Below are 13,364 nucleotides of genomic sequence, written 5' to 3' on the forward strand. Positions count from 1 at the left end.
ACGGCGACGTATTGCGATATGACCAATGCAGTCCTGCACTAGAGATCATCCAGCCGGCTCCCGCGACCGCGGGGTGGTGGAGCTCAAGTGAGTTCGCAATCAACGAATCGCTTCTGACCGCGAGGAGGCGAAGATGATGCTGGCAGGATGGCATAGTGCCACTGTTTTGCCCGACGCGTCAAATAGATTTCGTGAAATTCGAATTCGCGCGAGCTTTGAGTCGCGGTGGCTGGCGGCCTGTCTGGCTGCGAAAATAACCCGTGCTGTGATGCTCGGCGGTTTGCGGCTGATTTGATTGATGCCGCAATGGCTTGACGGAGCTGGTCCTATGGCGGCCAGCGATCGTGGCTCTACTGTGCATGGGGTTGTTTTTCACTTTTTGCAGGAGGGCTCCCGGGCTGGCCAAGCAAGGAGGACAGGGAGCGTAGCCTCCGCGATGACGCCGGCCTCTCGAAGGCGCTTGCGCCGAAAAGCAAAGGCCCGGTCGCGATGGCGACCGGGCCTTTCTTGTTCGCGACTTCGCGAGCGCGCTTAAGCGGCGGTCGAAGCCTTCCGCGCGGCCTTCTGCTGCGCGGCCTCGGCTTCGTCCTTGCGGATCTCCGACAGGCGCTTCTGCACTTCAGATGAGAAGATGTACTGCGCCGGGCGCTGCTTGCTCATGTCGATCTCGGGCGCCATCGGACCCGTGGTCCGGATGCCGCGCAACGACACCCACATCGCCTTGATCGGGTTGTTGAGAGCCGCGGTCGCCGCCGTCGGCTCGTAGCCGCAATGGGCCATACAGTCGGCGCACTTCTCGTAACGGCCGGTGCCGTAGGTCTCCCAGTCGGTGGTGTCCATCAGCTCCTTGAAGGTCTTGGCGTAGCCTTCACCGAGCAGGTAGCACGGCTTCTGCCAGCCGAAGATGTTGCGCGCGGGCATGCCCCACGGGGTGCACTCGTATTCCTGGTTGCCGGCGAGGAAGTCGAGGAACAGGCCGGAATGCATGAAATTCCACTTCTTGCCCTTGCCCATCGCAAAGACGTCGCGGAACAGCTTCTTGGTCTTGGTGCGGTTGAGGAAGTGCTCCTGGTCCGGCGCACGCTCATAGGCGTAGCCCGGCGACATCGAGACGCCGACACCGAGCTCGACGGTGAGGTCGAGGAATTTCGCGATCTCCTCGGCCGGGTGGCCGTCGAAGATGGTGGCGTTGACGTTGACGGTGAAGCCGCGCGCCTTGGCTGCCTTGATTGCTGAAACGGCGCGGTCGAACACGCCCTTCTGCGACACCGCCTTGTCGTGATGGTCCTTCAGGCCATCCAGATGCACGGAGAAGAACAGATACGGGGAGGGCTCGAACAGGTCGAGCTTCTTCTCGAGCAGCAGCGCGTTGGTGCAGAGCGAGACGAACTTCTTGCGCGCCACGAGGCCGCGCACGATTTCGCCGATCTCCTTGTGGATCAGCGGCTCGCCGCCGGGAATGGCGACCATCGGCGCGCCGCACTCGTCGGCCGCGTCCCAGCACTCCTGCGCCGTCATGCGGCGGTTGAGGATCGCATCCGGATAATCGATCTTGCCGCAGCCGACGCAGGCGAGGTTGCAGCGAAACAGCGGCTCCAGCATCAGCACGAGCGGATAGCGTTTGCGGCCGAGCATTTTCTGCTTGAGCAGATAGGCGCCGATACGCATTTCCTTGAAGAAGGGGATAGCCATTACAAAGTTTCTTTCTGGGCTTGGAATTCGGGTGGGTCAGCTCGCAGCCAATTGGGCCGGAAGCCGGAATTCGATGTTTTCCTCGCGACCCGGCAGGACCGAAACCTTGACCGGTCCGATCCGCCGCATCGCTTCGATCACGTCATCCACGAGCACCTCGGGCGCCGAAGCGCCGGCCGTGACGCCGACGGTCCGGGCATCTTTCAACCATTCCGGATTGAGCTTGCTGCCGTCGGCAATCAAATAACTCGCGACGCCGGCCTCAGTGCCGATTTCGCGGAGCCGGTTCGAGTTCGAGCTGTTGGCAGCGCCCACCACCAGGATCACGTCGACCAGCTTGCTCAAGTCCCTTACCGCAGATTGGCGGTTCTGTGTCGCATAGCAGATATCCCGGATATCGGGGCCTTGAATATCTGTAAAGCGGGCCTGGAGGGCTGCAATAATGTCCTTGGTGTCGTCCACCGACAGGGTGGTCTGGGTGATGTAGGCCACTGGCGTATCTGCCGGCAGGGTCAGGGCGTTAACCTCTTCGACGCTCTGAACCAGCAGCACGGGGGCGGGAACCTGACCCATTGTGCCCTCCACCTCGGGGTGGCCGGCATGCCCGATCAGGATCAGGGTGCGGCCCCGGGCGATGTAGCGCTTCCCCTGATTGTGAACTTTCGTGACCAGGGGGCAGGTGGCATTGAGCACCGGAAGGTCGCGCGCGGCGGCCTCTTCCTCGACGCTGCGGGCGACGCCGTGGGCGCTGAAAACGGTCACAGCCTTCGGCGGAACCTCGGACAGCTCCTCGACGAAGATCGCGCCTTTGTTCTTCAGGCTCTCGACCACGTATTTATTGTGCACGATCTCATGGCGCACGTAGACGGGCGGGCCGTACTTCTCCAGCGCCCGTTCCACGATCTCGATCGCGCGCACCACGCCTGCGCAAAAGCCGCGCGGCTGCGCCAGATAAACTTCCATAGGACGTCCATCACGCAAGTTGCACCAATCCGCTTTTCGGGTCCCTGGCGGCACCCCGATACTGCCTAACGAGCTGCAATAACCGCACCATTGGGTTCGCACACACGGTAGCCGCCCACCCCAACTGGGCCTCAGCGCATGGAGGCACAGCAATTTGTGTCAAAAAATCGGCAGAAAGGAAAGGTGGGATGAAACCCGGGTTCCGCTCCGGCTCAATTTTGTGGTGTTATAGTACAGACCTTGCCGTGGTCAAAATGACGACATTGCTGCTTACCCCTTCGCCACTTTGCCGCCTCAACTTCCCGGCTATACCGACCACCCCGCAATGATTTTTCATGGCTTCCCGCCGTTTACCTGGAACCTCGTTCCGGCGAGTGCCAATCAAAACAGCAATAGGTTTCGCCCGGGAACTCCGATAAACAGCGGGCGTTTCCGGCAAGCTGTTAACAGCAGAAAGAAAAGAAGTGCTGCAAAGCGTCGTCGTTGCCATCGTCAGGGCCTGCACCCGGTTTGCCTCCCTCGTCGTCGTTCTCGGTCTACTGCTGTCGGTGGGGGCCGGCTATTACACGTCGCAGCACTTCGCCATCAACACCGACATCAATTCGCTGATTGCCCAAAATCTGGACTGGCGACAGCGCGACCAGCAATTCGACCGCGCCTTCGACCGCGACGCGACGATTCTCGCGGTGGTCGAGGCAAGGACGCCCGAAATGGCGACCGCGGCGTCGGATGCGCTGTTCGCCAAGCTGAAGGACAACAAGACCGACTTCCAGTCGATGCAACAACTCGGCACCGGCGAGTTCTTCGAGAAGAACGGTCTGCTTTTCCTGCCGACTGACGAGGTTGCCAAGACCACCAGCCAGTTCGAGTCCGCGGCGCCACTGATCGAGATCATGGCGGGCGACCCCTCGATCCGCGGCCTGACCGGCGCGCTGGAAACGGGACTTGCCGGCGTCAAGCGCGGCCAGGTCAAGCTCGACAACACCGCGCGGCCCTTCAACCAGATCGCGCAGACGGTGGAGACGGTGCTCAACAAGGGCAATGCGAGCTTCTCCTGGCGCGAGCTCGTCAGCGACGAGCCGCTGTCGGATTCCGACAAGCGCGCTTTCATCGAGTTCAAGCCGATCCTCGACTACAACGCGCTGGAGCCCGGCAAGGGCGCCACGGATGCGATTCGCAAGGCTGCGGTCGATCTCGATTTCGCGACCAAATATCAGGCGCGGGTGCGGCTGACGGGCCCGGTCCCGATTGCCAACGAGGAGTATGCCACCGTGCAGGAAGGCGCCGTCGTCAACGGCGTCGGCACTGTTCTCGTCGTGCTGCTGATCCTGTGGATGGCGCTGCATTCGTCGAAGATCATCTTCGCGGTCTTCGTCAATCTCTTCGTCGGCCTTGCGCTGACGACCGCTGCCGGCCTGATGATGGTCGGCTCGTTCAACTTGCTGTCGATCGCGTTCGCCGTGCTGTTCGTGGGACTGGGCGTCGATTTCGGTATCCAGTACAGCGTCCGCTACCGCTCGGAGCGCTACAAGCACAACGATCTCTCCGGCGCGCTGGTGATTGCCGCCAAGCGCTCCGCGGTGCCGCTGTCGCTGGCGGCGATGGCGACCGCGGCCGGTTTCCTCTGTTTCCTGCCGACCGACTACAAGGGCATCTCGGAGCTCGGCCAGATCGCCGGCGTCGGCATGCTGGTAGCGTTCCTCTCCAGCATCACGGTACTGCCCGCGATGCTGAAGCTGTTGAACCCGCCCGGTGAGCAGGAGCCGGTCGGCTACGCGTTCCTGGCGCCGCTCGATCACTTCCTGGAAAATCACCGCGTGCTTGTTGTCGGTGGCACGCTGCTGCTGGCGGTCGCCGGCCTGCCGCTGCTCTACTTCCTGAAGTTCGACTTCAACCCGATGAACCTGCGCAACCCGAAGGCGGAATCGATCGCGACCTTCCTCGACCTGCGCAAGGATCCCAACACCGGCGCCAATGCCATCAACGTGATGACCACGTCGGAGGACCAGGCGAGGCAGGTCGAGGCGAAGCTGGAGAAGGTGCCGGAGGTGCTGCGGGTGATGTCGCTCAACAGCTTCGTGCCTGAAGACCAGCAGCCGAAGCTGAAGCTGATCGCGCAGGGCGCCAAGGTGCTGAACCCAGCGCTCAATCCTGACCAGGTCGACGCAGCGCCGACGGACAAGGAAAACGTCGATTCGCTGAAGTCCTCGGTCGACAATCTGCGCCGGACCGCGGGTGACGACAAGGGCCCTGGCGCGGTCGCCTCGCGCCGGCTGGCGGATGCGCTTCAGAAGCTCGCCGATGGCGACGAGGCCACGCGCAACAAGGCGCAGGACGTGTTCGTCACGCCGCTGAAGATCGTGTTCGACCAGCTCAGGAACGCGATGCAGGCGGGGCCGGTCACTCTAAACTCCCTGCCCCCCGAACTCGTCAGCGCCTGGAAGAGCAAGGACGGCATCATTCGCGTCGAGGCGCAGCCGAAGGGCGATCCCAACGACAACGACACGCTGCGCAAATTTGCGGCGGCAGTGCTCGTTGCCGAGCCGACCGCGATCGGCGGGCCGGTCTCGATCCTGAAATCCGGCGACACCGTGGTGAAGGCGTTCATCCACGCTGGCATCTACGCGCTGCTGGTGATCGGCCTTCTGCTGTGGGTCACGCTGCGGCGGTTCGTCGACGTGCTGATGACGCTGGTGCCGCTGCTGGTTGCGGGCGCGGTGACGCTCGAGATCTGCGTGTTGATCGGCCTGCCGCTCAACTTCGCCAATATCGTCGCGTTCCCGCTGCTGCTCGGCGTCGGCGTCGCCTTCAAGATCTACTATGTCGTGGCGTGGCGCTCGGGCAGGACAAACCTGCTTCAGACCAGCCTGACACGTGCGATCTTTTTCAGCGCACTGACGACGGCGACGGCGTTCGGCAGCCTGTGGCTGTCGAGCCATCCCGGCACATCCAGCATGGGCAAGCTGCTCGCTCTCTCGCTGGTGACGACGCTTGCCGCGGTGCTGCTGTTTCAGCCGGCCCTAATGGGCAAACCCCGCAATCTCAGGGAGTAGGCAGATGTCGCCGACCGGGTCGGCGGCGCTCTTCTGACCGGGCTTGGCCGCAGTGGCGGCCTTCGGGGCTGCGGGGGCGGGCGCCGCTGCGGCAACCGTCGTGCCTGCAGCTTTTGGAGCTGTGCCGGGCTTGGGCGCGCCCTTGGCCATCGCGTTCGAGGGGCTTGAGGGAATCGGCGGACCGACCCGGGTCCAGGTCTCGCCGCCGCAGAGAAAGCCCATCACGCAGCCCTTGATTTCGAGCTGGTCGGCTCCGGCCGGCGTGATGGTCGCGCTGTAGAGCTGGCCATCTTTCGCATTGTAGACCTGCCCCTCCCACTGATCGATGCCGGGTTTCTTCTTCATGTCGATCAGGGTTGCCATGCCGAGCGTCGGCCTGGTCTTTTTTGATGCATCCGGATTGTATTCGTCGCGTCCGCCGGGCTGCTTTTCCCAGGAAACCGCGCCCCACATGCTGCCATTGCATTGGGCAACGCGGATGTTGGCGACGCCGTCGGCGACCCGCCAGTCGCCGGTGGGATCGGCGGCAAGCGCAGGTGTCAGGCAGGTGTAACCGCCTGCCAGTAATATTCCGGTGTAAAGGGCCAAACGCATGATAGTTCCTCGGCAGTGCAACATGGTCTAAAGCTGTGCTTGCGAAGATGGTCCGAAAAAGGGCAAAAGGCCGCACAGACCGTTTTCAGTTACTCACCGTTTTCAGTTGACGAGACGGTCCTCAATCGAAGTATGTAGCGGATGCAAAGCCAAAATCCAGACATGTCTCAGCTATTCGCGGACCGTCAGGCCCAGCGCAGCGCCCTGCATAACCGGTATCTGAACGAGCAGTTCGTTCGTGTTCTCAAGACCATCGGTTACGATGTCGGCTTCCAGAAGGGGCAGGGGCAGTATCTCTACGATCGCGACGGCGCGCGCTATCTCGATCTGCTGTCCGGCTTTGGTGTGTTTGCGATCGGGCGCAACCATCCCGTCATGCGCGACGCGCTCAAGAGCGTGCTCGATGCGGACCTGCCCAATCTCGTCCAGTTCGACGTCTCGGTGCTCGCCGGCGTGCTCGCCGAGCGGCTTCTGAAGTACGTCCCTTATCTCGACAAGGTGTTTTTCGCCAATTCCGGCGCCGAATGCGTCGAAGCCGCGATCAAGTTTGCGCGAGGCGCGACCGGCCGCCCCGGTATCGTCTATTGCGCCCACGGCTATCACGGCCTGACCTACGGCGCGTTGTCGCTGACGGGTGATTCGAACTTCCGCACCGGCTTCGAGCCGCTGCTGCCCGGCTGCACCTCGATTCCGTTCAACGATCTGGCTGCGCTCGAAAAGGCGCTGGCCTCGCGCGAGGTCGCGGCCTTCGTCGTCGAGCCGATCCAGGGCAAGGGCGTCAACATGCCCACGGACGAGTTCCTGCCCGGCGCGGCCGCGCTCTGCAAGAAATACGGCACCCTGTTCGTCGCTGACGAGATCCAGACCGGCATGGGCCGCACCGGCCGCTTCCTCGCGGTCGAGCACTGGAACGTCGAGCCCGACATGGTGCTGCTGTCGAAGTCGCTGTCCGGCGGCCACGTGCCGGTCGGCGCGGTGCTGACGCGCAAAGCCATCTTCGACAAGATTTTTAATCAGATGGACCGCGCCGTGGTCCATGGTTCGACCTTCTCCAAGAACGATCTGGCCATGGCCGCGGGCATTGCCACGCTCGACGTCATGGAGTCCGAGAAGCTGATCGAGTCCGCCGCGAAGCGCGGCGCCGAGCTGCGCCTCGCGCTGACGCGCATGGTGCCCGGCTACGAGCTGATGAAGGAAGTGCGCGGCAAGGGCCTGATGATCGGTGTCGAGTTCGGCCCGCCGAAGTCGTTGCGGCTGCGCGCGTCCTGGAACGTGCTGGAAACGGCCAACAAGGGCCTGTTCTGCCAGCTCATCACCGTGCCGCTGTTCAAGGATCACAAGATCCTGACCCAGGTGGCCGGCCACGGCAGCCACACCATCAAGCTGCTGCCGCCGCTCACCATCACCGAAGAAGATTGCGGCTGGATCGAGCGCGCTTTCGACGACGTCATCGCCGGCAGCCACAAGGTCCCCGGCGCGATCTGGTCGCTTGGCAAGACGCTGGTGGACAACGCGGTGCGGCGGTCGGCGTAAGGCGCCGACCTATTTCAACGACAGCCGAGACCGCTACCCCTCCACATTCGCCTTCATCGCCGCCTCGAACTTGTCGACGAACTCGGCGAGCTCGTCGCCGCCGATATCGCTGACGGCCCAGAAGTTCAGGCCGCGCTCGCCCCAGCGGCGACAGTTGAAGCCTTGCATGGTCTGCGTTTTCGGTGGCCGGTGTTCGGTGCTCGTGGTCTGCGATACGAACAGGTTGATCACGTGCTGCCGGCGCTTGTAGACGACCGCGCCGATGGCGCGGGCGTCGATATAGTCGAGCCGGCCGCCGACCAGCGTAAAGCCCTGCGCGGTGAGATCGATCACGGGCGGAGCGACGTCGAGCTTGCCGTTGAACCACGGCTTGACGGTGTGCTGGTCGGTGGACACCACGTCGATGAGATGGCCGGCCTGGAGCGAACGCAGATGCGCGGAGACGACCTCCGACAGGATGCGCTGCTGGTCGTCCTGGCGCAGCACCAATGCGACGACGCCGGACGCCGCGAGCGCTGAGACCGCCGAGCCCATCGCGAAGCCGCGCAATACGGAGCGACGGGTCGGTTGCTGGCGCTGCGGCCCGGGCAGCGATGCCTCGATCCGCGAGCGGAGGCTCGCCGGTGCGGCGTACCGCAGGTTGGTCTCAGTGAGCACGCGCTGCATCTCGCGCTGCGCGGCAAACTCTGCGGCGCAGTCCGGGCAGCTCGCGAGATGCGCTTCGACCTCGCGCGCATGGCCGGCATCGAGCTCGTTGTCGAGCAGCGCGTGAAGCAGGATCTTTGCTTCGTCGCAATTCATCTTGCTTGCTCCTCTTCCGCCGTCCAGGCCGCGCGCAGCATGGCGCGGGCCCGGGCGAGGCGGGACATCACCGTGCCGACGGGCACGCCGGCGGCCTCTGCGATTTCACGATAGGACAGGTTGTTGATCTCCCGCAGCACGAAGGTTTCCTTGAACGGCTCGGCGAGCGCGTCGATCAGCTTGCGGATGGCGCCGGCATCGCGACTGCGCAGCACCTCGATTTCCGGGCTCGCCTCGCTCTCCTGCCATATCGGCGTCTGCTCGGCGGCGCCGGGCGTGTCCTCGATCGCGCTGTGCCTGTGCGCGCGCCGCGCATATTCGGCGTTGCAGACGTTGCGCAGGATCGCGAACAGCCACGGCTTCATCGCAGGCCCGCGATAACTGTCGAAATGCTTCAGCGCCCGCAAATAGCACTCCTGCACCGCATCCTCGGCGTCGGAGGCATCACGCAGCAAATAGCGCGCAAGCGTGTAGACGTCGTCGAGATAGGGCAGCGCCGCCTCGCGGAAGCGCTGCGCCTTCTGCAAATCGTCGCTCACGGGCATCGCTCCTCGCTTTGCCTCTTGGTCCGCGCGTTGCGCTGTGTCGTCCCTGTTCGTCGTGTCGGCGTGTGTGACCGAAGGCACACGAGCCCGGCCGGCGTGGGACCACCGGCCGGGCAGGACGTTGATGCCTTGGTTGGAGACGTTACTCAACCTTGATCATCCCCGTCATGTGCGGGTGCAACGAACAAAAATATTTGTAGTCGCCCGCATTGGTGAAGGTGAACGAGAACTTGTCGTCGGTGTCCAGGGTCTTGGACCTGAACTTGCCGGCCGACACCACGGTGTGCGGAATGTCGTCCCGGTTGGTCCAGGTCACGGTGGTGCCGACCTTGACCGTGAGCTCGGCCGGCTTGAAAACGAAATTGTCGATATGCACGTCCATGTCGTCGGCGCGGGCATGTGTTGCGGGCAACAGGATGGCCGCGGCCACAGCGACACCGAAGTCACGGCGATTGAGTGTCTTCATTGTCAATTTCCGTTCAGCTTTTTCCGTTTCAGCCTTGCAGCGGCGTGTCGATGATCGCGAGCCGCTGCTCGTTCTGTTTGAAGTTGATGCTGGCGACGCCGAGCATGGAGCGGAGCCTGGCGTCCTCGACCTTCATCGGTCCGGGCGAGGGCGCCGTCCCCGGAGCCGGCTGCGGGAAGGCGGTCGAGCGCGCAGTGTGGAAGGTGACGTTGCCCTCGACCTTCTGCATCACCTGGTGGATGTGGCCGTTGAGCACGGTGACCGAGCCGAAACCCTTGACGTATTCCAGCGCGCGGCCGCCGTCTTCGGTGCCCCAGCCCCATTCGGGATAGACGGTCCAGAGCGGAATGTGCGCAAAGAGCACAATGGGTGTCGATTTCGACTTCCCGCGCAGATCGTCCTCAAGCCAGGCGAGCTGCTCGGCGCCGAGATTGCCGAGGCCACCGGCCTTGAGATCGACGACGTTGACGAGGCCGATAAAGTGCACGCCGCCGGCGTCGAAGGAATACCAGCCTGCACCCTTGGTGCCGCGACCGTAGCGCTCGCGATAGAACTTCACGTCCTCGTCGAGGAAGTCATGTTCGCCGGGCACGTAGTGCACGTCGAGCTTGCTCTGCGAGATGATGCGCTCGGCATTGTCGAACTCGGCGGCCTTCGACAGGTGCGTGATGTCGCCGGTGTGGATCATGAAGGACGGCTTGGCTGGCATCGCGTTGATCTTGTTGACGGCTTCCTCCAGCGTGCCGAGCGCGTTGGGATTGGCCGGCTTGTCGAAGCCGACATGGCTGTCGCTGATCTGGAGGAAGGTCATGCCTGATGCGGCCGCGGTCGCGGCTTGCGCGGAATCGATGATGCCGAGCGAGCGCGGTACGCCGCCGGTGATGGTCCAGAGCACCCCGGTGCCGGCCCAGGTCATGCACTCCAGCACCTTGCGGCGGCTGACGCCGTCCTCGCCGTGATCGTGTCCGCTCATCGCAACGTCTCCACTCCGCCCGGAATTGGGCTTCGGAGAGATGATTGGGGGAGCAGGGGACTTATTCCCGGTCGCGATGACGTTTTCGTGAGATGGTGGAGCTCGCGTCCCGGAAGCGCTGCGATGCGCAACAGCGTTGCACGCGGCGGCGCTCCCGGGGCACGAGGTTTACTCCGCGAACTCCCGCACGGCCTTCACGACGGCTGCTGGCGCTTCCTGCGCCACACAGTGACCGGCATCCTCGAAGACCAGCGTGCTGACGTGCGGAATCAGCGTCACCGCGCGCGATGCCATCTCCTTGTAGATCGGCCCTGACTTCTCAGCGGTCGTGACGCGGACCGGGCAGTCGATCTCGGCGAATGCTCCGAACGGATTGCCGCGGGCATCGCCCACATAAACCTGCGTCATTGCCTCGTAGATCGGACGCAGGATCGCCGACTCGATTTCGGGTGTGCAGCGGAGCCGGACCCGGCCATCGTCGAGCGTCGTGAAGCCGTGGCGCACATAAGCGCGGAGCGAGGTCTCTGTCCAATCCGCAAACGCCGGCGCGGTGCGGTAGCGCTCGAACGCGGCGTCGGTGCTGTCGAACTCGGCGCGCCGGCGCAGCGTGCCTTCGACGCGGGCGAGGGAGTCCTCGTCCAATCCTCCCGCGCGCGCGGAGCGCGGGTCCATCACCGTCGGCTCCATCACGAACAGGCGCGTGAAATGTCCCGGCAGAAGTTGTGCCGCAAGCAGAAGATCGGTTGCACCGGCGCTGTGGCCGATGCCGTAGACGTCGCGCAGCTCGAGCGTATCGATCACCCGGCAGACATCCTCGGCATAGTCGAAGAAATGATAGGCGCCGGGCTTGTGGCTGGCGCCATGGCCGCGGCGGTCCAGCGCATAGACGGTGTAGGTCGAGGCGAGATCGCGCGCGACCTCGTCCCAGACATCGGCGACGAAGCCGGTGCCGTGCACCAGGAGCGCGGGTGGTTTGCCACTCTCGCCCCATTGCAGCATGGCGATCTCTGCGTCCGCCGGGCCGATTGAAAAGCGGTGCGGATTGATCATGGCGGCCGGGCGCTACTTCGCGTCATCCAGAATCATCGCCGCGCCTTTCTCGGCGATCATTGCGGTCGGTGTGTTGGTGTTGCCCGAGGTGATCGTCGGCATGATGGACGCATCGACGATGCGAAGGCCGCCGAGGCCGTAGAAGCGGAGGCGCTCGTCGACCACCGCCATCGGATCGTTCGCCGTGCCCATCTTCGCGGTGCCGACGGGATGGAAGATGGTGGTGCCGATATCGCCGGCGGCCTTGGCGAGCGAGGCGTCGTCGTCGCCGACGGTGGGGCCGGGCAGATATTCGCTCGGGCGATATTTTGCCAGCGCCTGCTGCTGCATCAGGCGGCGGGTGGTGCGGATGGCGTCTGCGCCGACCTGGCGGTCGTCATCGGTCGACAGATAGTTCGGCGCGATGATCGGCTTTTCATCAGGGCTCGCCGAACGCAGCCGCACGGTGCCGCGCGAGGTTGGCTGGAGATTGCAGGCGCTCACCGTGATCGCGGGGAAGCGGTGCAGCGGATCGCCGAACTTGTCGAGCGACAGCGGCTGCACATGGAACTGGATATTGGCGCGCGCGCGCGTTGCATCGGAGCGTGTGAAGATGCCGAGCTGCGACGGCGCCATCGTCAGCGGCCCACGGCGGCGGAACGCATAGTCGAGCCCCATCATGCCGCGGCGGAACAGATTGTAATAGGTCTCGTTCAGCGTACGCACGCCCTCGACCTTGTAGATCGCGCGTTGCTGGAGATGGTCCTGCAGATTGCGTCCGACGCCGGGCTTGTCCATGACGATGTCGATGCCGAGCGGCGAAAGCCAGTCGGCTGGCCCGATGCCGGAGCGATGCAGCACCTGCACCGAGCCGATCGAGCCTGCCGAGAGCACCACTTCGCGTTTGGCGCGCGCCTCGATGATCTCGCCGTTCTGGATGAAGCGCACGCCGACGGCGCGGCCCTGCTCGATGATGAGGCGGTCGACCAGCACGTGCTTTTCGAGCCGCAGGTTCGGACGGTTCAGCGCCGGCTTGAGGAAGCCGCGCGCCGACGACCAGCGCCGGCCGCGCTTCTGGTTGACGTGGAAATAGCTGGTGCCTTCGTTGTCGCCGGTGTTGAAATCCGGAATGCGCTTGATGCCCATTTCTTCTGCGGCGTCCCCAACGGCATCAAGGACGTCCCACGACAGCCGCGGCGCCTCGATGCGCCAGCCGCCGCCGCTGCCATGATGCTCGCTCGCACCGAGGAAATGATCTTCCAGCCGCTTGAACAGCGGCAGGACGTCGTCATAACCCCAGCCGGTCATGCCGAGCTGGCGCCAGTGATCATAGTCTGCCGCCTGTCCGCGCATCGAAATCATGGCGTTGATCGCCGAAGAGCCGCCGATCACCTTGCCGCGGGGATAGGCCAGCGCGCGCCCGTTCAGGCCCGGCTCGGCCTCGGTCTTGAACATCCAGTCCGAGCGGGGATTGCCGATCGCGAAGAGATAGCCGACCGGGATGTGAAACCAGATCCAGTTGTCATCGCCGCCGGCTTCGAGGATGAGGACGCGGGTTCCTGCTACGGCAGAGAGCCGGTTGGCGAGGATACAGCCGGCCGTGCCGGCTCCGACGACGATATAGTCAAACTCACCTTCGAGCCGCCTTGGCATTCTGTTTCCACCCGGATGGTCACTTAACGTTCCATCCTAATAGGCAGACGCGGCGGGTCGGG

The 13,364-nt window shown here is 63.8% G+C and carries 11 protein-coding genes; 2 read left to right on the forward strand and 9 right to left on the reverse strand.

Annotated features, from left to right (window positions below):
- Positions 1–531: 531 nt before the first annotated feature.
- Together hpnH and ispH are read right to left on the reverse strand one after the other, a co-directional pair.
- On the reverse strand, positions 532–1,692 hold the full coding sequence (gene hpnH, locus ACQ86E_RS24580) for an adenosyl-hopene transferase HpnH (RefSeq protein ID WP_431202185.1): 1,161 nt from the start codon (positions 1,690–1,692) through the stop codon (positions 532–534).
- A gap of 36 nt (positions 1,693–1,728) precedes the next feature.
- A complete protein-coding gene (gene ispH, locus ACQ86E_RS24585) occupies positions 1,729–2,655 on the reverse strand; it encodes a 4-hydroxy-3-methylbut-2-enyl diphosphate reductase (protein WP_015687459.1) in 927 nt (308 codons plus the stop codon).
- 464 nt (positions 2,656–3,119) lie between these two features.
- Between ispH and ACQ86E_RS24590 the strand changes: the two genes are divergently transcribed.
- The gene (locus ACQ86E_RS24590) at positions 3,120–5,708 is read left to right on the forward strand and encodes an MMPL family transporter (protein ID WP_431202186.1); all 2,589 of its coding nucleotides are present in this window, start codon (positions 3,120–3,122) and stop codon (positions 5,706–5,708) included.
- On the opposite strand, the gene ACQ86E_RS24595 is transcribed toward ACQ86E_RS24590, so the two are convergent.
- Positions 5,676–6,302: a DUF2147 domain-containing protein gene (locus ACQ86E_RS24595; protein WP_431202187.1), complete on the reverse strand. Its 627-nt coding sequence runs from the start codon at positions 6,300–6,302 to the stop codon at positions 5,676–5,678. The two genes, ACQ86E_RS24590 and ACQ86E_RS24595, sit on opposite strands and share 33 nt — an antisense overlap.
- A 141-nt stretch (positions 6,303–6,443) precedes the next feature.
- Between ACQ86E_RS24595 and hpnO the strand changes: the two genes are divergently transcribed.
- Positions 6,444–7,835: an aminobacteriohopanetriol synthase HpnO gene (gene hpnO, locus ACQ86E_RS24600; RefSeq protein ID WP_431202188.1), complete on the forward strand. Its 1,392-nt coding sequence runs from the start codon at positions 6,444–6,446 to the stop codon at positions 7,833–7,835.
- 33 nt (positions 7,836–7,868) lie between these two features.
- Here the strand turns inward: hpnO and ACQ86E_RS24605 are convergent, their stop codons facing one another.
- The 6 genes from ACQ86E_RS24605 to ACQ86E_RS24630 all read right to left on the reverse strand — a co-directional run bounded on the left by ACQ86E_RS24605 (position 7,869) and on the right by ACQ86E_RS24630 (position 13,302).
- Complete coding sequence (locus ACQ86E_RS24605; RefSeq protein WP_431202189.1) at positions 7,869–8,636, reverse strand: anti-sigma factor family protein; 768 nt, start codon at positions 8,634–8,636, stop codon at positions 7,869–7,871.
- Positions 8,633–9,181, reverse strand: a complete 549-nt coding sequence (locus ACQ86E_RS24610; RefSeq protein WP_431202190.1) for a sigma-70 family RNA polymerase sigma factor — start codon at positions 9,179–9,181, stop codon at positions 8,633–8,635. Before ACQ86E_RS24610 ends, ACQ86E_RS24605 begins: the two co-directional genes overlap by 4 nt.
- A 142-nt stretch (positions 9,182–9,323) precedes the next feature.
- Positions 9,324–9,647, reverse strand: coding sequence for a cupredoxin domain-containing protein (locus tag ACQ86E_RS24615; RefSeq protein WP_431202191.1), 324 nt, complete (start codon positions 9,645–9,647; stop codon positions 9,324–9,326).
- 28 nt (positions 9,648–9,675) lie between these two features.
- Positions 9,676–10,620, reverse strand: a complete 945-nt coding sequence (locus ACQ86E_RS24620; protein WP_431202192.1) for a metallophosphoesterase family protein — start codon at positions 10,618–10,620, stop codon at positions 9,676–9,678.
- Between the two features lie 168 nt (positions 10,621–10,788).
- On the reverse strand, positions 10,789–11,670 hold the full coding sequence (locus ACQ86E_RS24625; RefSeq protein ID WP_431202193.1) for an alpha/beta fold hydrolase: 882 nt from the start codon (positions 11,668–11,670) through the stop codon (positions 10,789–10,791).
- 12 nt (positions 11,671–11,682) lie between these two features.
- Positions 11,683–13,302: a GMC family oxidoreductase gene (locus ACQ86E_RS24630; protein ID WP_431202194.1), complete on the reverse strand. Its 1,620-nt coding sequence runs from the start codon at positions 13,300–13,302 to the stop codon at positions 11,683–11,685.
- Positions 13,303–13,364: the final 62 nt, after the last annotated feature.

The sequence above is a fragment of the Bradyrhizobium betae genome (assembly GCF_050632175.1).
Classification (GTDB): Bacteria; Pseudomonadota; Alphaproteobacteria; order Rhizobiales; family Xanthobacteraceae; genus Bradyrhizobium; species Bradyrhizobium betae_B.

Coding starts and splice junctions, on each gene's coding strand:
- ACQ86E_RS24595 (WP_431202187.1), bottom strand. CDS start 6,302: ATGCGTTTGGCCCTTTACACCGGAATATTACTGGCAGGCGGTTACACC.
- ACQ86E_RS24610 (WP_431202190.1), bottom strand. CDS start 9,181: ATGCCCGTGAGCGACGATTTGCAGAAGGCGCAGCGCTTCCGCGAGGCG.
- ACQ86E_RS24630 (WP_431202194.1), bottom strand. CDS start 13,302: ATGCCAAGGCGGCTCGAAGGTGAGTTTGACTATATCGTCGTCGGAGCC.
- hpnO (WP_431202188.1), top strand. CDS start 6,444: ATGCAAAGCCAAAATCCAGACATGTCTCAGCTATTCGCGGACCGTCAG.
- ACQ86E_RS24625 (WP_431202193.1), bottom strand. CDS start 11,670: ATGATCAATCCGCACCGCTTTTCAATCGGCCCGGCGGACGCAGAGATC.
- ACQ86E_RS24615 (WP_431202191.1), bottom strand. CDS start 9,647: ATGAAGACACTCAATCGCCGTGACTTCGGTGTCGCTGTGGCCGCGGCC.
- ispH (WP_015687459.1), bottom strand. CDS start 2,655: ATGGAAGTTTATCTGGCGCAGCCGCGCGGCTTTTGCGCAGGCGTGGTG.
- hpnH (WP_431202185.1), bottom strand. CDS start 1,692: ATGGCTATCCCCTTCTTCAAGGAAATGCGTATCGGCGCCTATCTGCTC.
- ACQ86E_RS24620 (WP_431202192.1), bottom strand. CDS start 10,620: ATGAGCGGACACGATCACGGCGAGGACGGCGTCAGCCGCCGCAAGGTG.
- ACQ86E_RS24605 (WP_431202189.1), bottom strand. CDS start 8,636: ATGAATTGCGACGAAGCAAAGATCCTGCTTCACGCGCTGCTCGACAAC.